This is a genomic window from Dietzia sp. NPDC055343, from assembly GCF_053645265.1.
Map to the genome: position 1 here is coordinate 70,619 of NZ_JBSHMJ010000005.1, position 16,609 is coordinate 87,227.

General features: G+C 69.9%; 19 protein-coding genes and 2 tRNA genes. 15 read left to right on the top strand and 6 right to left on the bottom strand.

Annotated features, from left to right (window positions below):
* Positions 1-33 precede the first annotated feature (33 nt).
* A tRNA-Met gene (locus ACWIE7_RS04005) sits at positions 34-107 on the top strand.
* Positions 108-210: 103 nt separating this feature from the next.
* Here ACWIE7_RS04005 and ACWIE7_RS04010 read toward each other — a convergent pair.
* Genes ACWIE7_RS04010 through ACWIE7_RS04025 form a run of 4 tightly spaced genes read right to left on the bottom strand, consistent with a single transcriptional unit; the run spans position 211 to position 2,898 of the window.
* A complete protein-coding gene (locus ACWIE7_RS04010; RefSeq protein ID WP_454068631.1) occupies positions 211-1,938 on the bottom strand; it encodes an acetolactate synthase in 1,728 nt (575 codons plus the stop codon).
* Positions 1,939-1,991: 53 nt separating this feature from the next.
* A complete protein-coding gene (locus ACWIE7_RS04015) occupies positions 1,992-2,174 on the bottom strand; it encodes a hypothetical protein (protein WP_452098533.1) in 183 nt (60 codons plus the stop codon).
* Positions 2,171-2,419, bottom strand: a complete 249-nt coding sequence (locus tag ACWIE7_RS04020) for a helix-turn-helix domain-containing protein (RefSeq protein WP_452098534.1) — start codon at positions 2,417-2,419, stop codon at positions 2,171-2,173. Before ACWIE7_RS04020 ends, ACWIE7_RS04015 begins: the two co-directional genes overlap by 4 nt.
* Positions 2,419-2,898, bottom strand: coding sequence for a DUF2975 domain-containing protein (locus ACWIE7_RS04025; protein WP_454068632.1), 480 nt, complete (start codon positions 2,896-2,898; stop codon positions 2,419-2,421). The genes ACWIE7_RS04020 and ACWIE7_RS04025 overlap by 1 nt, the downstream gene beginning before the upstream one ends.
* A 171-nt stretch (positions 2,899-3,069) precedes the next feature.
* On the opposite strand from ACWIE7_RS04025, the gene ACWIE7_RS04030 reads away from it, so the two are divergent.
* The 11 genes from ACWIE7_RS04030 to ACWIE7_RS04080 all read left to right on the top strand — a co-directional run bounded on the left by ACWIE7_RS04030 (position 3,070) and on the right by ACWIE7_RS04080 (position 11,547).
* A complete protein-coding gene (locus tag ACWIE7_RS04030) occupies positions 3,070-4,299 on the top strand; it encodes an aminotransferase class I/II-fold pyridoxal phosphate-dependent enzyme (protein ID WP_454057641.1) in 1,230 nt (409 codons plus the stop codon).
* Positions 4,299-5,216 carry an NAD-dependent epimerase/dehydratase family protein gene (locus ACWIE7_RS04035; RefSeq protein ID WP_454068633.1) on the top strand — a complete coding sequence of 306 codons (918 nt, stop codon included), beginning with the start codon at positions 4,299-4,301 and terminating at the stop codon, positions 5,214-5,216. Before ACWIE7_RS04030 ends, ACWIE7_RS04035 begins: the two co-directional genes overlap by 1 nt.
* An 84-nt stretch (positions 5,217-5,300) precedes the next feature.
* Entirely contained in the window at positions 5,301-6,410 is a 1,110-nt protein-coding gene (locus ACWIE7_RS04040) for an acyl-CoA dehydrogenase family protein (RefSeq protein ID WP_454068634.1), read from the top strand.
* A gap of 122 nt (positions 6,411-6,532) precedes the next feature.
* On the top strand, positions 6,533-6,931 hold the full coding sequence (hadA, locus tag ACWIE7_RS04045) for a (3R)-hydroxyacyl-ACP dehydratase subunit HadA (RefSeq protein ID WP_454068635.1): 399 nt from the start codon (positions 6,533-6,535) through the stop codon (positions 6,929-6,931).
* Positions 6,928-7,386: a MaoC/PaaZ C-terminal domain-containing protein gene (locus ACWIE7_RS04050; RefSeq protein ID WP_452098539.1), complete on the top strand. Its 459-nt coding sequence runs from the start codon at positions 6,928-6,930 to the stop codon at positions 7,384-7,386. The genes hadA and ACWIE7_RS04050 overlap by 4 nt, the downstream gene beginning before the upstream one ends.
* Before the next feature lie 153 nt (positions 7,387-7,539).
* Positions 7,540-7,612: transfer RNA gene (locus tag ACWIE7_RS04055), tRNA-Trp, on the top strand.
* A 37-nt stretch (positions 7,613-7,649) separates the two neighbouring features.
* On the top strand, positions 7,650-7,985 hold the full coding sequence (gene secE / locus ACWIE7_RS04060; protein ID WP_230928309.1) for a preprotein translocase subunit SecE: 336 nt from the start codon (positions 7,650-7,652) through the stop codon (positions 7,983-7,985).
* 64 nt (positions 7,986-8,049) lie between these two features.
* Positions 8,050-8,958, top strand: a complete 909-nt coding sequence (gene nusG / locus ACWIE7_RS04065; RefSeq protein WP_452098540.1) for a transcription termination/antitermination protein NusG — start codon at positions 8,050-8,052, stop codon at positions 8,956-8,958.
* A 238-nt stretch (positions 8,959-9,196) separates the two neighbouring features.
* Entirely contained in the window at positions 9,197-9,631 is a 435-nt protein-coding gene (gene rplK / locus ACWIE7_RS04070) for a 50S ribosomal protein L11 (RefSeq protein ID WP_230928307.1), read from the top strand.
* A gap of 90 nt (positions 9,632-9,721) precedes the next feature.
* Complete coding sequence (rplA, locus tag ACWIE7_RS04075; protein ID WP_454068636.1) at positions 9,722-10,444, top strand: 50S ribosomal protein L1; 723 nt, start codon at positions 9,722-9,724, stop codon at positions 10,442-10,444.
* 116 nt (positions 10,445-10,560) lie between these two features.
* Positions 10,561-11,547 carry a hydroxymethylglutaryl-CoA lyase gene (locus tag ACWIE7_RS04080; protein ID WP_454068637.1) on the top strand — a complete coding sequence of 329 codons (987 nt, stop codon included), beginning with the start codon at positions 10,561-10,563 and terminating at the stop codon, positions 11,545-11,547.
* Here the strand turns inward: ACWIE7_RS04080 and ACWIE7_RS04085 are convergent.
* Positions 11,540-12,760 (bottom strand): CaiB/BaiF CoA transferase family protein, encoded by a 1,221-nt coding sequence (locus tag ACWIE7_RS04085; RefSeq protein WP_454068638.1) that lies wholly within the window; start codon positions 12,758-12,760, stop codon positions 11,540-11,542. The two genes, ACWIE7_RS04080 and ACWIE7_RS04085, sit on opposite strands and share 8 nt — an antisense overlap.
* A gap of 144 nt (positions 12,761-12,904) precedes the next feature.
* A complete protein-coding gene (locus tag ACWIE7_RS04090) occupies positions 12,905-13,888 on the bottom strand; it encodes a diacylglycerol/lipid kinase family protein (RefSeq protein WP_454068639.1) in 984 nt (327 codons plus the stop codon).
* 345 nt (positions 13,889-14,233) lie between these two features.
* Between ACWIE7_RS04090 and rplJ the strand changes: the two genes are divergently transcribed.
* The 3 genes from rplJ (at position 14,234) to ACWIE7_RS04105 (ending at position 16,584) form a co-directional block, all read left to right on the top strand.
* Positions 14,234-14,746 carry a 50S ribosomal protein L10 gene (gene rplJ / locus ACWIE7_RS04095; RefSeq protein WP_230928303.1) on the top strand — a complete coding sequence of 171 codons (513 nt, stop codon included), beginning with the start codon at positions 14,234-14,236 and terminating at the stop codon, positions 14,744-14,746.
* Positions 14,747-14,806: 60 nt separating this feature from the next.
* Positions 14,807-15,193: a 50S ribosomal protein L7/L12 gene (gene rplL, locus ACWIE7_RS04100; protein ID WP_230928302.1), complete on the top strand. Its 387-nt coding sequence runs from the start codon at positions 14,807-14,809 to the stop codon at positions 15,191-15,193.
* A 287-nt stretch (positions 15,194-15,480) separates the two neighbouring features.
* Complete coding sequence (locus ACWIE7_RS04105) at positions 15,481-16,584, top strand: ABC transporter ATP-binding protein (RefSeq protein WP_452098546.1); 1,104 nt, start codon at positions 15,481-15,483, stop codon at positions 16,582-16,584.
* Positions 16,585-16,609: the final 25 nt, after the last annotated feature.

Genomic DNA, 16,609 nt, shown 5'->3' on the forward strand with positions numbered 1-16,609 from the left:
GCGGGCGGCGCGATCGTCCGACTAGCAGAGCATGCCGGTGTAGCTCAGCTGGTTAGAGCGCACGACTCATAATCGTGAGGTCGGGGGATCGAGTCCCCCCACCGGTACTCCTGACGAAAGCCGTCCACGGATCCGTGGACGGCTTTCGTATTCTCAGGCGCGGGCCCTTACCCCTTCAGCCCTCAGGGGTTGCGGAAATCGGGCGGCCGGTCACACCCCGAACGTCGAGCGCGGGTACATGGCCTCGACATCGGTGATCACGTTCACCAGGTACGGAACCCCGCTGGCGAACGCGCGGTCCAGGGCCGGGCCGATCTGCGCCGGATCGGTCACCATCTCGCCGGCCCCGCCGAGGGCGCGGACCACCTCGTCGTAGCGGGTTCCCGGGGCGAGGTCGGCGATCACGTCGTAGCCGTACAGCATCTGCATCGGACCCTTCTCCAGGCCCCACGCACCGTTGTTCCCCATCACCATCACCACGGGCAGATTGTGCCGCACGAGCGTGTCCACGTCGATGAGGGAGAAGCCGGCGGCGCCGTCGCCGAGCAGGAGCACCACCTGGCTCGACGGGCGGGCGATGCGGGCCGCGATCGCCGCACCCAGCCCCGCGCCGAGGCAACCGAAGGGCCCGGGGTCGAGCCAGTTGCCGGGCCGGGCGGGCTCGATGAACTTGCCGGCGTAGGACACGAAGTCCCCGCCGTCGCCGATCACCACCGCGTCCTCGGCCAGTCGCGGGAGCAGCTCGCCGTAGATCCGCCCCGGGTGGATCGGGTCCGCGCTCGCCGAGAACAGCTCCAGATCGGCGGCGTGGGTGGCGTCCGCCTTCTCCCGCAGCGAGGCCGTCCAGCTGCTCCGGTCGGGTCGCGTGGGGCGCTTCTCGACCGCCGCCAGCATCGCGTCGAAGATCCGGCCCAGGTTTCCGGCGGTCGCCACGGCCGGGGAGGCGTGGTGGCTGAGCTGGCTCTCGGAGTCCGCGATGTGGATCACGGTCGCGGGCGTCGCGTCGTCCTTGCCGCCGAACACCCCGTACCCGAGCCGGAAATCGAGCGGTGTCCCCACCACGATCACCAGATCGGCGGTGCCGAACGCCAGGCCGCGGGCCTTGGTCACCAGCAGCGGATGCCCCGCGGGCAGGATCCCGCGGCCCATGCCGTTGGGGATCGTCGGCAACCCGAGCGTCTCCACGCAGCGCAGCGCCGCCGCCTCGGCGCCGTCGGCCCACACGTCCGAGCCGATCACCACCACGGGCCGCTCGGCGCCCACGATCAGGTCGGCGATCCGGTCGACGGCGTCGGTGTCGGGGGAGCGGTCGGGCGCGGCGGCGGGGGAGCCGTCGTCGGCCGGGCCCGGGCCGGGCCGCACCGACTCGCTGCGATCGAAGAAGTGGTCCATGTGCACGTCGAGGAACGCCGGACCGCGGTGGGCGGTGCCCGCGGCGGTGAACGCGCGATGGGTGGCGGGGGCGATGTCGGCGGTGTCTCGGGCGGTCTCCGCTGACACGGTCACGGACTGCACGACCGGCACGTGGTCGAACTCCTGCAGACTGCCGGTGCCCCACCGCGCCGCCGGGGCCCGCCCGCCGATCATGACCATCGGAGCTCCCGAGAACGTCGCCTGCGCCAACGCGCTGACCCCGTTGGTGACGCCCGGACCGGCGGTCAACACCGCCAGGCCGGGGGAGCGGGTGAGTTTGCCGGTCGCCTCGGCCGCGAACGCCGCCGTCTGCTCGTGCCGCACGTCCAGGAGCGAGACGCCGTGGTCCTCTTTCTCGGCCGCGTCGTACATCGGGAAGACGTGAGCGCCGGACAGGGTGAACATGGTCCGCACCCCGTGCGCGGCGGCCACGGCCGTGGCGTGCGAGCCACCGTGCCCCTCGACGGGGGACGGCCCCGTTCCGGTGTCCCGGCGGCTCTGGTCGGTCGGACTGTTCTGGCGCACGGCTCTCTCCCTGGTCGACTCCCCTCCACCGTAGGAGTTGAGGGGTGCGACATTCAGGGCTTCGGCGTATGCGGTGTCCGCAGGGCGACGACCACCGGGATCACGATGAGCACCACCCCGATCGCCTGCAGCCCCGGGGAGTCATCGGCCTCACCGAGGATCAGCCCGGCGATCCCGAGACCGATCACCGTGAGAAGGCCGATGAGGATCACCACGAAACGCGCTGCCGCCTTCATCGACCGACCTCGTTGTCGTCGTCGTTGTCGTCGTTCTGGTCTTCCTCGACCCACTCGAGCAGGTCTCCGGGTTGGCAGTCGAGCACCCGACACATGGCGTCGAGCGTGCTGAAGCGCACCGCCTTGGCCCGCCCGTTCTTGAGGACGGAGACGTTGGCCGGCGTCAGGCCCACCCGCTCCGCGAACTCGCCGACGCTCATCTTGCGCCGGGCCAGCTCAACGTCGATTCGCACCACGATGGGCATCAGATCACCGCGTCCATATCCGTACGCAGCCCGGTCGCCTGCCGCAGTAGCGCACGCATCACGACCATCAGCAACGCGGCCACCGCGATGATCGTCACCATCAGCAGGAGTAGGAGCGGCAGCCCGGGGTCGTCGGCGGTGAACCCCACCACCAGGAACACCCCGGCCAGCACCAGCCAGGCGGCGACGATCGCACCGAGGATCACGTCCACCCATTTCAACGAGGCCACCGTGAAGCTCCGGTCGGCCACCACCATCCCGAGCAGCCTCCACGTCGCGACGATCACCACCTGGATGCACAGCACCCAGAAGACCGTCACGGCCGTCAGCGGCCAGCGCAGATGTGCGCTCTCAGGGTGCTCCGCGGCCATGTGGGCGAACTGGCCGGGCAGCGACATGGTCTGGAACACCAGCAGGATCGCGAACAGCAGGACCAGGAGCGCCCGAAGCGGTAGGACCGCACGAATGACGATGTTCATGCAATGAGTCTCGCTAAATACCTATCGAAAGTCAATAGGGGCACCCGGTTCGGAGAATCGGACGTGGTCGGGCCGCCGGCCGGGCGGTCATAAGGAAAAAGTTGTGCCGGGCCCACCCATCCGGCAGTCCATCCGTCGCGAAGCCCGAGAACCCGACGGAAAGGATCCTCCGTGAACCACCCCATCATCGACCGACTGCACGGCGACGACCGTGTGCAACTCTTCGAGGCCATCACCGCGGCCGGCCAGAGCCCGTACTTCGCCGCGTCGCAGTCCGGCTGCGGCACCGTGACCACCTACGACGGCACCGAGCGGATCATGCTCGGGTCGAACAACTACCTGGGTCTGGCCCAGCATCCCGAGGTCGTCGAGGCGGCGGTCCGCGCGGTCCGGGAATTCGGCGCGGCCAGTACCGGAAGTCGCCTGCTCAACGGCACCATGGAGCTGCACGAGGAGTTCGAGGACGAGATCACCCGCTGGTTCGGCACCGAGCAGAGCCTGAGCTTCTCGACCGGCTACCAGACCAACCTCGGGACGCTGGCCGCCCTGTTGGGTCCCGACGACGCGGTGGTGGTGGACCAGTTCGCCCACGCCTCGATCCGCGACGGCATCCGGATGTCCCGCGCGACGCCCCACGTGTTCGCCCACAACGACCTCGGATCACTCGACAAGGCCCTGGTCGCGGCCCGCAGGTCGGGGGCCGACCAGATCCTGGTGGTCGTGGATTCGCTGTACTCGATGGAGGGCAGCCTGGCCCCGGTCCCGCAGATCGCGGCGTCGGCGCGCGAGCACGGCGCGGCACTGATGGTCGACGAGGCCCACGCCCTCGGTCTCTACGGACAGAACCGTCGCGGCTGGGCAGAGGAATGTGAGTGCTCGGCCGACGTGGACGTGACCATGTCGTCGCTGTCCAAGGCCACCGCCTCCATCGGCGGCTTCATCACGGGCAGCCGCGAGCTGATCGCCGGGTTGCGGGTCAGTGCGCGACCGATGTTGTTCTCCACCGCGGCCGTGCCCGCGACGGTTGCCGGCGTGCTGGCGGCCGTGCGGATCATCCGCAGTGACGAGGGCGCACGTCGCGTGGAGGCTCTGCGGCACAAGGCCACGGGACTGCGTGCGGAACTCGAGCGCCGCGGCCACGAGTGCGGCTCGGGGCACGCCGGCGCCGACTGGTCGCCGATCGTGCCGGTACACGTGGGCGACGACATGTTGGCGTTCGAGGCATGGAACCGACTGATGGCGCGCGGCGTGTACACCGGCACCGCGGTCAGCCCGGCCGTCCCCGCGTCGGGCGCGATCCTGAGGGTGTGCGTGACCTCTGAGCACACCGAGGAGCAGCTGGCGCACGCCGCCGAGGCGATCGACGGCGTGCTCGCGGAACTCGTCGGGGCGCCGGCCTGATGCGGGTCGTGCTGACCGGTGCCTCCGGCGACTTCGGCACGGCGATCCTGCGACGGCTGATCACCGAGAGCCGGGTCGATTCGATAGTCGCGATCTCACGCTCGCCGCAGCGGGTGTCCGACCCGCGTATCGAGACGGTGGCGCTGGACCTGGCCACCGACCCCGTCGACCGGGTTATGGCCGGCGCCGACGCGGTGATCCACTGCGCGTTCGTCGTGGAGGAGCCCAGGGACAAGGCCGCGGCCCGCCGGGTCAACGTGGACGGCTCCGCCCGGATCCTCCGCGCGGCCGACGCGGCCGGGGCCGCGATCTGCGTGATGACCTCCAGCGTCAACGCCTACGGGCCCCGCGGTGGGCCCGAGGTCCTGGACGAATCGGCCCCGATCGGTGCGGGGCCCGAGCACTACTACCTGCACCACAAGGCCCTGGTCGAGGAGGACATCCGCCGCTGGCGCCACACGAGTGGTGGCCGGATGGCCGTGGCCGTCCTGCGCCCCACCTACATCGTGGGCCCGGACATGGACAACTCCGGACTGGCGTCGATGCGGGCCCGGGTCGTCGCCTACCCGACACCGTGGCGCTCGTACTACCAGTTCCTCCACCAGGACGATCTGGCCGACGCGTACGTCCGGGTGATCCGCGACCGGGTGGACGGCGAGTTCAACGTGGGAGCCGAGGACGCGGTCACCGTCGCGCAGATGTGCCGCTGGAACCGCTCGCTGTGCGTGCCCCTGCCGCTCGGACTCGCCGGCCGCCTGGCGGACCTGGGCTACCGACTCCGACTGCTGCCCTACTCGTCCCACTGGGTGACGCCCGGTGAACCCGTCACGACGTCCCGGCGCCTGCGCCACGCCACCGGCTGGAGACCGGCACGGACGAGCGCCGAGGCCGCCCGACTCATGCTCGCGGGCGGCTGACCGCCACCGAGCCCCGGCCGCAGGCGGTCTCGATCGGCCAGCGACGCCGATCAGCTCTGATCGCCACCCAACGAAAGGAACCCCATGACCCTGACCACCGAGTACGCCGTTCTGGACCACTACGCGCCGGGCCTGCGGGAACGACTGTCCACCGCGGGCCTGATGGCCAATGAGAGCCCCGATTCCAGCGCGATCGCCGAGTGGGCCGCCACCGATGCCACCGGGCTGATCGTTCCCGCCGAACTGGGAGGCCGTGGCGCAACAGCAGTAGAGGCGGTCCGGTTCCAGACCGCGGTCGGCGCACTGGCCCCGTCGCTGGCGGCGGCGACGACCATGCATCACCTGTCCTGCGCCACCCTCTTCGAGGCCGCCGAGGACGCGACGCCGGACGAGCGCGAGCTCATCCGCTCCCTGGTTGAGCAGCGCACCGTGATGGCGTCCGGGTTCTCCGAGGGCAAGCCCGGCGGGTCCGTGTTCCGTCCCACGATGACCGCGCGCAGGGAGGGCGACGACTACGTGCTCTCCGGTCGCAAGATGCCCTGCAGTCTGTCCCGGTCCATGTCGCTGCTCGTGGCCAGCGCTCTGGTCGACGACTCCGAGCGGGCTGTCGTCCTGGTGTTCAACGGCTCCGACGGCCTGACCCGCGAGGACTTCTGGAAGGCGCCCGTCCTGGCCGCGGCCGAGAGCGACGCGCTGGTGCTGGACGAGGTGCGGGTCGAGTCCGACATGGTGTTCCTCACCTCGGAGAACGACCCCGACGACGTCCATGAGATGACCGGCTACCTGTGGTTCGGACTGCTCATCAGCGCCGGCTACCTCGGCGTGGCCGCACGCCTGGTGGAAGCCCTCGCGGCCAGGGACACGGTGGACCCGAAGCTGTTCGCGACCGTGCTGGCCGAGGTGGAGACGATGCGCACCGCGCTGCTGGCCGTGGCGGCCGCGTTCGACTCCGGCGAGCGCGGGGGTGATCTGTCCGGCCGCCTCGCGCTGGTCCGTTGGTCGATGCGCGAGGCCCTGGTCCGCGTCCAGTCCGGGGTCCGCGAGGCCGTGGGCGGGTTCGCCTATATGCAGGATCCCGAGCTGGCGTACGCCTTCGAGGCCGTCCAGGTGTTCGGCTACCACCCGCCGTCGCGGCGTGAGACCGCCGACAAGCTCCTCGCGTGGGCGCAGGGCGAGGACTTCCGATACGTGTGACTCCGATACGTGTGACCCGGCCTCGGGCCGGCGGTAGGCCGGGCCGGCGGCGGGCCGGGGGCGGCGGCCACCCGGGCGGGACCGGCGGGACGGGCACCGATGCTCGGGTAGCGTCGCCGGGTGTGAGCACAGATAACGCTGATGACCCCGTCGTCGTCGTCGGGGATCCCGTCACGGTCACCGACGCGGTGGTCGCGCGCTTCGCCGAGGCGGTCTCCGCACCGCCCGGACAGCTTCCGGCGACCCTCGCCGCCGCGCTGACCGCCCCGGTCCAGCGCGCAGTGGTGGACCACCCCGCGCTGCGCATCGACCTCTCGCGCACCCTCCACACCGCGCAATCCAGCGAGCACCACCGACCGATCCGGGTCGGCGACGTCCTCACCGCCACCGCGACGGTCACCGGCGTGCGATCGGCGCGCGGCGGGCGGATGATCGGCTTCGACACCGTCCTGCGCGACGCCCGCGGCGCGGCCGTCCAGACCCTGACCAGTGCACTGCTCACCGCGGAGGTGGAGGGATGACGACGCCGCACGACCCGACGACGACCCCGACGACGACCCCGCCCGTCGCCCCGTCCGTCGGCGACGCGTTGCCTTCCCGCGACGTGGAGATCACCCGTGCCGACCTGCGTCGCTACGCCGAGGCCTCGGGCGACCACAACCCGATCCACCTCGAGGACGGGGCGGCGCAGGCGCTCGGCCTGCCCGGCGTGGTGGCGCACGGGATGCTCACCTCCGCGCTGGCGATCGGGGTCGTGGCCGGGTGGGCCGGGGGAGCGGACCGCGTCCTGGCCACATCGATCCGGTTCGCCGGGCCCGTGGTGGTGCCGGCCGAGGAGCCCGCGGTGCTGCAGGTGTCCGGCACGGTGCGCAGAGTGGCCGAGGACGGGGCGAGCGCCGACGTCGCGCTGGCGGTGACGTGTGGCGGCGCGAAGGTGTTCGGCAAGGCGATCGTCACGGTCGCGGTGGGGGTGTGATTTCGGCGGACGGCCGCCGCTGTCGTACAGTGGGACGCCCGACCGAACGCGGTCGCGGACCACGCTGCCCGAGGCAGTAGCCGACACTGTAGAGTCGAGGCGTTCGTGCGGACCGCAGACGCGGAAGGCACGGGTGGCCGGGAGACCGGCCGAAGGGGCGTAGCTCAATTGGCAGAGCAGCGGTCTCCAAAACCGCAGGTTGCAGGTTCAAGTCCTGTCGCCCCTGCACTTCCCCGCAAGCCAGACGACCCGGAGGTAGGCGCGTGAGCAAGGATCGCGACGACGACGTCGACACCAGCGGCGCCCGCGACTCCGATGCCGCCGTCCCCACCGGGAAGGCCGGTCGTGGCGACACGACCGTCGCGAGCCGCGTCCGGACCGATGCGGACAAGCCGGAGGACACGCGGGCATCCCGCGCCAATCCGTTCCAGTACATCGCGCAGGTGGCCGAGGAACTGCGTAAGGTCATCTGGCCCACGCGCAATCAGATGGTCACCTACACCATCGTGGTGTTCCTGTTCCTCATCTTCATGACGGCGCTGGTCTCCGGCGTCGACTTCGGTGCGGGCAAGCTCGTCGAGCTCGTCTTCGACCGCTGACGACCCGCCGCACCAGGTCCGGGGCGAGAACCGGACCGACGAAACTCGAGAGGACCGCATTTCCGTGAGCGACATCGACCAGAGCCCTGAGGCCGACGGCGTCGAGGAGACCCCCGCTGCCGCCGAGCAGGCCGAGATCGAGGCCGACGCGGTGCTCGGTGACACGGGTGCGGATCCGTCGGACGCCGAGGTCCCCCCGGCTGCCGACGACGAGACCGCCGGTGACGACGCGATCGACGAGACCGCCGGTGACGAGGGGATCGTCGAGGAGATCGTCGACGGCGACGAGGCTGACCTCGAGGGCGGCGACGAGGCCGAGGCGGAGGCTCCCGCCGAGCCGGCCGCGCCGACGATCGACCCGATCATCGCGTTCAAGCGCCAGCTGCGGAAGCTGCCCGGTGACTGGTTCGTCATCCACTCTTACGCCGGGTACGAGAACAAGGTGAAGGCCAACCTCGAGACCCGCGCCGTCACCCTCGGCGCCGAGGACAAGATCTTCCAGGTCGAGGTCCCGATCGAGGAGTACACCGAGGTCAAGAACGGTCAGAAGAAGACCGCCAACCGCAAGGTCCTGCCCGGCTACGTGCTGGTGCGCATGGAGCTCGACGACGAGTCGTGGGGCGTCGTGCGCAACACCCCCGGTGTGACCGGCTTCGTCAGCGCGACCGGTGGTGCCACGGGCGCCCCGACCCCGCTGTCGCTGAGCGACGTCGCCAAGTTCCTGGCCCCCAAGCCGGAGAAGAAGGCCGCCGCCGGCGCCGCCGAGGGCGAGGGCGGTCTGGTCGCACCGGCCATCGAGGTCGAGTTCGAGGTCGGCGAGTCCGTCACCGTCATGGACGGTCCGTTCGCCACCCTCCCCGCGAGCATCTCCGAGGTCGACCCGGCCGCGCAGAAGCTCAAGGTGCTGGTGTCGATCTTCGGGCGCGAGACCCCGGTCGAGCTCGGTTTCAACCAGGTCGAGAAGATCGACTGACGCCCACGGGCTTGTCGGCGAACCCGCCCCGCGCAGCACGCGCCGGGCGGGTTCGCCGTTTCCGGGGCCGGGTGCCGATTGGGTGTTGGGGCCTGATTGGACGTAGACTCTCTCAGGTTGCGCCTGTATTCCCGCATGCCCGCCAGGTGGCTGGACGTCGCGGGGGAGGCGCACACGACAGTCGGTCCCCCGCGTGTACAGCGCGGCACCGAGATCCAGTCGAAGAATCAGGAAGACGATGCCTCCGAAGAAGAAGAAGGTCTCAGGGCTCATCAAGCTCCAGATCCAGGCCGGCGCTGCAAACCCGGCCCCGCCGGTCGGCCCGGCTCTGGGTGCCCATGGTGTCAACATCATGGAGTTCTGCAAGGCCTACAACGCAGCAACCGAGAACCAGCGCGGGAACGTCGTGCCGGTCGAGATCACGGTCTATGAGGACCGGTCGTTCGACTTCAAGCTGAAGACGCCCCCGGCCGCCAAGCTCCTGCTCAAGGCCGCCGGCCTGCAGAAGGGCTCCGGCACCCCGCACTCCGACAAGGTCGGCAAGGTCTCCATGGACCAGGTCCGCGAGATCGCGCAGACCAAGATGGAGGACCTCAACGCCAACGACATCGACCAGGCGGCCAAGATCGTCGCCGGCACCGCCCGTTCCATGGGCATCACGGTCGACGGCTGACCTCCACCCCGATAGCACCTGTGGAAGGGCAGCTCAGGCCCGCACCACACCCAACCGCTGCGCAATAGGCGTGGCAGGAATGGAACTGAAATGAGCAAGAACAGCAAGGCCTTCAAGGCCGCCGCTGAGAAGGTCGACCGCACCAAGCTGTACTCGCCTCTGGATGCCCTGGCCCTGGCCAAGGACACCTCCTCGACGAAGATGGATGCCACCGTCGAGGTCGCCATGCGACTTGGCGTCGACTCCCGCAAGGCGGACCAGATGGTCCGCGGCACCGTGAACCTTCCGAACGGTACCGGTAAGACCGCCCGCGTCATCGTCTTCGCCGCGGGCGAGAAGGCCACCGAGGCCGAGGCCGCCGGTGCCGACGCCGTGGGCTCCGAGGAGCTCATCGAGAAGATCCAGGGCGGCTGGCTCGACTTCGACGCCGCGATCGCCACCCCGGACCAGATGGCCAAGGTCGGCCGTGTGGCCCGCGTGCTCGGCCCGCGCGGCCTCATGCCGAACCCCAAGACCGGCACCGTCACCATGGACGTGGCCAAGGCCGTGTCCGACATCAAGGGCGGCAAGGTCACCTTCCGCACCGACAAGGCCAATAACCTGCACTTCATCGTGGGTAAGGCGTCGTTCTCCACCGAGCAGCTCACGGAGAACTACCAGGCCGCGATCGACGAGGTCATGCGTCTCAAGCCGTCCTCCTCGAAGGGCCGCTACCTGCAGAAGATCACCATCTCCACCACGACCGGCCCCGGCATCCCGGTCGACACCTCCGCCGTGTCCAAGCTGCTCGAGGGCGGCTCCGGAGACGAGTGAGCTGATCCTCGACTGAGGTGAGCCCCGGCAGGGGCGAGGGCCCCGCGACCAGAATCCGGTCGCGGGGCCTACTCGCATTTCCGCTTCCTCGCAGACGGATACGGGAGGATGTCCTCATGACCACTTCGCCGAACAGCTCGCTCGCCGGGTCGTCCCCGACCGCGCACCCCGTCGCGGTGCGGGATGTGGCCCTGCGGGACGGGCTGCAGCTCACCGAGGGGCGTCTGAGCACCGACTCGAAGGTTGAGCTCGTCCGCACCCTCCTCCGGCTCGGAGTGCCGGAGCTGGAGGTGGGGTCGATGGCCCGCCCCGATCTCGTACCGGCGCTGGCCGACACCCTCGAGGTGATCGGCGCGCTGGACGAGGCCGAACGCGACCGCTGCTGGGTCTGGGTGGCCACCCCGGGGCACGTCCGTCGGGCCGCGGACGCCGGCGTGCGCCGCTTCCAGTACTGCCTGTCCGTGACCGACGAGCACAACACCGCGAACATCGGCCGCGACACTGAGACGTCCATGGCCGGACTGCCCGAGGCGCTCGAGGCCGCCGCGGAGGTGGATGGCACGGTCCAGCTGTGCCTGGCCACCACCTTCACGTGCCCGATCACCGGGCAGGTCGACCCGGACCGGGTCCTGGGGCTCGTCGGCGACCCGCGCGGGGCGGGGACGGTCGACGTGGTCCTGGCCGACACCCTCGGCCAGGCGCACCCGCGTCAGGTGTCCGAGCTGGTCGCGGCCGCACAGGAGGCCGCTGGCGACCGCCGGATCGTCTTCCACGGACACGACACCTGGGGGATGGGCGTGGCCAACACGCTGGCCGCCGTCAGCGCGGGCGCCACCATGGTGGATGCGGCCCTCGGCGGACTCGGCGGCTGCCCTTTCGCCCCGGGTGCCTCGGGGAACACGGCCACCGAGGACGTGCTGTTCGCGCTGCGACCCGACTGGCTGGATCCGCAGCGTTTCCACGAGTTGATCGCCGCCGGTGACCGCATGCTCGCCGAGTTGGGGGAGGCCTCGCGGTCGCGGGCCTCGGCGGGAGCGCACGGCAACGGCCGCGAGTTCGCCTGGACCCTGCCGCAGGGACCGCGGGCCCCGGTCGTCAGATGACGCCACGCGCGGCCAGATCGGACATGCGTGTGTCGTCCATCCCGAGCAGGTCGCGGTAGACCGCATCATTGTCGAACCCGGGCTCCGGCGCGCCGCCGCGGCCGACCTGTCCAGGGGTGTCGGTCAGGACCGGCACGACGCCGGGGCCGAGGACGGTGTCGTCCACGCCGGGTACCGCGTGCGGCACCAGCATCCCGCGGGCCCGGAACTGCTCGTCGCGCACCACGTCGGCCACTGTGTTGACCGGACCGGCCACGACGCCCGCACGGTCGAGCGTCTCGCGGATCTGCTCGGCGGTGCGGCCGGCGGCCCAGTCGGCGATGATCTCGTCGATCTCGTCCTGGTGGATGCCGCGCGCCTGATGGTCCACGAACCGGGGATCATCGGCGAGCCCGGGGCGTTCCATCGCCGAGCACAGGCGGCGGAACACGGTGTCCTGGTTGGCGGCGATGATCACCCAGAGGCCGTCCGAGGCCCGGTACAGGTTGGACGGGGCGATCCCCTCGAGCCGGGTGCCGGACGGTCCGCGGACCACCCCGGCCGCGTCGTAATCGGGGATCACCGACTCCTGGACCGCCAGGCAGGACTCGGTGAGCGCGACGTCCACCACCTGGCCGCGGCCGCTGGTGGCGCGGGCGAGCAGCGCCGCGAGGATGCCCTGCACGGCGAACATTCCGCCCAGGGTGTCGCCGATCGACAACGCCATGCGCGGCGGCGGTTGGTCGGGGAAGCCGTTGAGGTGACGCAGGCCCGACACGCCCTCGGCGACGGAGGCGTATCCGGCGCGCTTCGCCTGCGGACCGGTCTGGCCATACCCCGAGACACGGCCGATCATCAGGCCCGGGTTGATCTCGTGCAGCTCATCAGGTCCCAGACCCCACTTCTCGAGGGTGCCGGGGCGGAAGTTCTCCACCACCACGTCCGCGCGGGACACCAGGTCGCGGAAGATCGCCGCGCCGTCGTCCGAGCGCAGATCGAGCGTGACGGATTCCTTGTTGCGGGCGTGCACCGTCCAGAAGTGTCGGCGCCCGTCCCGCTCGCCCTGCCCCCAGGTGCGCAAGGGGTCGGGGCGGCCGGGGTCCTCGATCTTGATCACGCGGGCGCCCATGTCGCCGAGCAGGCGGCCGGCGAAGGGGCCGGCTATGAGGGTGCCGAGCTCCAGCACGAGTATCCCCGCCAGCGGTCCGGTCCGGTCCTGCGTCGTCGACTCCACGTCCTGCTCCCTCCCCGCCGCGCGCCGCCCGGCTCGTGGCTCCTACATCTCTACTCAGAACCCTAGGTGGACGGTCTCGCCCTCGGCGTGGAGGAGATCCACGATGTGTTGGCGCTTCTCGTGCGCGACGACTGACCTGAGGGGTCAGTTCGGGACGCGGACCATCAACCCCCGGTGCTTGATCCGTGCCGAGAAGCCCGAAACCGTACCGCAGTCCTCCCCGTCGATCTGGAACGACGCCGGCTTCTCGAGGATCCGGGTGTGTACTCGCACGCCCTGCCGGAAGTCCACCGGGGGCGTCCGGCGCTGTTCTCGCTCGTCCGCCGGCGCCCTCGTCCCCGGGAGCGACCGGACCCGGTGTCGGACGGTGTGTTGGGCGAGAACGGCACCGGCCTCGGCCCACTCGAGCACGCCCTTGGCGCGAAGCGCCATCACGTCCAGTTGGCCGTCATCGATCACGGCGGCGGGCAGGAGCACCATCCCACCCTGCAGCATCCCGCAGTTCGCGACGAGGAGCGTCCGCGCCCTCGTCTGCACGAGTGGACCGTCGTCCAGTGAATACTCGACCTTGATCCGGTGGCCGCGCACCAGGGTGTTGGCGAACGCCCCGACGTAGGCGAGCCACCCCACGCGGGCCTTGAGATCGTCGTCGGTGCCGGCGATCATGTCGGCGTCCATGCCGGCGCCGAGCATGACGAGAAAGACATCGTCGTGCGAGGTGCCGTAGCCGTCGGTGTACCGGACCTCGCCCAGATCGATCGGGCGCGTCCGCCCGCCCATGGCCACATGCAGCGCGCGGTCGACGGCGTCGCGAGGGACGTCGAGATTGCGGGCCAACAGGTTGCCGGTACCGAGGGGGACCACGCCCATCGGTACGGAACTGCCGATGAGCCCCCGGGCGACGGAACGCACCGTTCCGTCACCACCGCAGGCGATCACCAGGCCGACGCCCTCCGCCACAGCCGCGGCGGCCTGCCCGGTTCCCGGATCGGCTTCCGTGGTCTCGTGGAACAGGGGATCGGTCCACCCGTGGCGCGCTGCCCGGATCTCGGTGCGTCGACGGATCTCGTCGCCACTGACTTTGATCGGGTTATAGACGACGGCGACACGGGACGGGGATGGGGCCACGGCACCAATCTGTCAGAATCCCGACCGGCCCGCCATTCCACCCGGCCAGGAGATTTGGTCTGTTCCTCCGATTGCCTATACTCTGGAGCAGAAGTTTGAACGCCTGGTCGCCTCGTGCAGCCGGGCAACTGATCAAGTTTCACCGAAGACCGCAGGTCGCCACTCCCGCCGGGGGTGGTCGAAGGGTCCGGGAGCGCCCGGACGGCCCGCGCAGGAGAACACCGGTCAGCGTCGGACGTGTCAGTGAACCCCCGGGTTCGCGGCCATTCCTCCACGCCCCGTGCCCCCTGCGCACGGGGCGTTCGTGTTTCTCTCGGGCGAGACGAAGCAGAAAGGAGGCGAAACATGGCAAAGCCCGCCAAGGTCCAGGCCGTCGCGGAGATCACGGAGCATTTCCAGAACTCCACGACCGCTGTGGTCACCGAGTACCGCGGACTCTCCGTTCCGCAGGTCACCGAGCTGCGTAAGGCGCTGGGTGAAGGTTCCACGTACACCGTGGCCAAGAACACCCTGGTGAAGCGCGCGGCGCAGGAAGCCGGCGTCGAGGGTCTCGACGACCTCCTGTCCGGCCCCACCGCCATCGCGTTCGTCACCGGTGAGGTCGTGGACGCCGCCAAGGCGCTCAAGAACTTCGCCAAGGACAACAAGGCGCTCGTCATCAAGGGCGGTGTCATGGACGGCCAGCCGCTGTCCGCCACCGACTTCGAGAAGATCGCCGAGCTCGAGTCCCGCGAGGTCCTGCTCGCGAAGCTCGCTGGTGCGCTCAAGGGCAACCAGACGAAGGCCGCCGGCCTGTTCAACGCGCCCGCCTCGCAGCTGGCGCGTCTGTTCGGCGCCCTCCAGGACAAGAAGAACTGACCTACCCCACATGCTTCCGGGCCGCATGACGGCGCCGGGACACAACGAAAGGACGCCACCATGGCGAAGCTCAGCAACGACGAGCTCCTTGATGCCTTCAAGGAGATGACCCTTCTCGAGCTCTCGGAGTTCGTGAAGCTGTTCGAGGACACCTTCGAGGTCACCGCCGCCGCTCCGGTCGCCGTCGCGGCCGCCGGCGCCCCGGCTGCCGGTGGCGAGGCTGCCGCCGAGCAGGACGAGTTCGACGTCGTCCTCGAGTCGGCCGGCGACAAGAAGATCGGCGTGATCAAGGTCGTTCGCGAGATCGTCTCGGGCCTGGGCCTCAAGGAGGCCAAGGACCTCGTCGAGTCCGCTCCCAAGGCGCTGCTGGAGAAGGTCGACAAGGAGGCCGCCGAGGCCGCCAAGACCAAGCTCGAGGAGGCCGGTGCCTCCGTCTCGCTCAAGTGAGCTGACGCACCACCGCTCGTCAGGGGCGGTCCGGCATTCGTGCCGGGCCGCCCCTGCGGCATTTCCGGGCGACGGGCGGCAGGGGATCGACCGGGCCCGATCAGGCGCTCCACAGCGTCCGGCAAGCCACCCGGGCGGCGTGCCTTGGCGGCCGTCCACCGGTCTCGCACTACCGGTTCGATCTGATCCCGTAACGGAATCGGTGGGCATGTAACAAAGCAGTTCCTCCGAGCGGTAGTTTACAGTGACCGTGGCCACAAACGTGGGCTGAAGTGAGGAGTGCTGACGTGGGTGTCGAGGTTTCCGTCGAAGGGCTGACCAAGTCGTTCGGTTCGCAGAAGATCTGGGAGGACGTGACGTTCACCCTCCCCGAGGGAGAGGTCAGCGCGCTACTGGGCCCGTCGGGCACCGGTAAGTCCGTGTTCCTCAAGTCGCTGATCGGTCTCCTGCGGCCTGAGCGCGGCAAGATCATCATCGACGGCACGGACATCCTCCAGTGCACCGCCAAGGAGCTCTACGAGGTCCGCAAATTATTCGGCGTCCTCTTCCAGGACGGTGCGCTGTTCGGCTCGATGGACCTCTACGACAATGTGGCGTTCCCGTTGCGGGAGCACACGCGCAAGTCGGAATCAGAGATCCGGAACATCGTCATGGAGAAGCTGGAGCTCACCGGTCTCACCGGCGCCGAGGGCAAGCTTCCCGGGGAGATCTCCGGCGGTATGCGCAAACGCGCCGGCCTGGCCCGCGCCCTCGTGTTGGACCCGGAGATCATCCTCGTCGACGAGCCCGACTCGGGACTCGACCCGGTGCGTACGACCTACCTCGCACAGCTGCTCATCGACATCAACGCGCAGATCGACGCCACGATCCTCATCGTGACGCACAACATCAACCTCGCCCGTACGGTTCCCGACAACCTCGGGATGCTGTACCGCAAGAACCTCGTCATGTTCGGCCCGCGCGAGGTGCTCCTTACAAGTGAGGAGCCGTCCGTGCGTCAGTTCCTGCGCGGATCCAAACTCGGCCCCATCGGGATGTCCGAGGAGAAGGACGACGCGCAGATGCGTGCGGAGATGGAGCAGGCCGAGGCCGGGCACAACGACGGCTCCCCGGGCGAGGACGAGCTCCGAGGCGTGCCGTCGCAGATGCAGCCGACGCCGGGTAGCCCGGTGCGACAGGGCGAGCTGCGTCGTGAGAAGCGCGTGTCGGAGATGCTCGACACCCTGCCCGCGGGCGCCCAGAACGCCATCCGCGAGGAGTGGGCCGCGCGAGGCCACGGCAACGGCAACACCGCCGGGGCCGTCCCGGCGGGTGCCGTCGCGCCGGCTTCCGGAGGTGACTCCGCCTCCGGAAGCGGCCTGGACGACCATTATGGTTCTGCTGAGAACTGAATCGGCGACGAGTCCGGGGGGAGGG

Excerpts from the sequence above, each read along its gene's own strand:
- ACWIE7_RS04015 (WP_452098533.1), bottom strand. The coding sequence starts at position 2,174 with ATGAAGGCGGCAGCGCGTTTCGTGGTGATCCTCATCGGCCTTCTCACG.
- ACWIE7_RS04020 (WP_452098534.1), bottom strand. The coding sequence starts at position 2,419 with ATGCCCATCGTGGTGCGAATCGACGTTGAGCTGGCCCGGCGCAAGATG.
- ACWIE7_RS04025 (WP_454068632.1), bottom strand. The coding sequence starts at position 2,898 with ATGAACATCGTCATTCGTGCGGTCCTACCGCTTCGGGCGCTCCTGGTC.
- ACWIE7_RS04035 (WP_454068633.1), top strand. The coding sequence starts at position 4,299 with ATGCGGGTCGTGCTGACCGGTGCCTCCGGCGACTTCGGCACGGCGATC.
- ACWIE7_RS04040 (WP_454068634.1), top strand. The coding sequence starts at position 5,301 with ATGACCCTGACCACCGAGTACGCCGTTCTGGACCACTACGCGCCGGGC.
- ACWIE7_RS04050 (WP_452098539.1), top strand. The coding sequence starts at position 6,928 with ATGACGACGCCGCACGACCCGACGACGACCCCGACGACGACCCCGCCC.
- rplK (WP_230928307.1), top strand. The coding sequence starts at position 9,197 with ATGCCTCCGAAGAAGAAGAAGGTCTCAGGGCTCATCAAGCTCCAGATC.
- rplA (WP_454068636.1), top strand. The coding sequence starts at position 9,722 with ATGAGCAAGAACAGCAAGGCCTTCAAGGCCGCCGCTGAGAAGGTCGAC.
- ACWIE7_RS04080 (WP_454068637.1), top strand. The coding sequence starts at position 10,561 with ATGACCACTTCGCCGAACAGCTCGCTCGCCGGGTCGTCCCCGACCGCG.
- rplJ (WP_230928303.1), top strand. The coding sequence starts at position 14,234 with ATGGCAAAGCCCGCCAAGGTCCAGGCCGTCGCGGAGATCACGGAGCAT.
- rplL (WP_230928302.1), top strand. The coding sequence starts at position 14,807 with ATGGCGAAGCTCAGCAACGACGAGCTCCTTGATGCCTTCAAGGAGATG.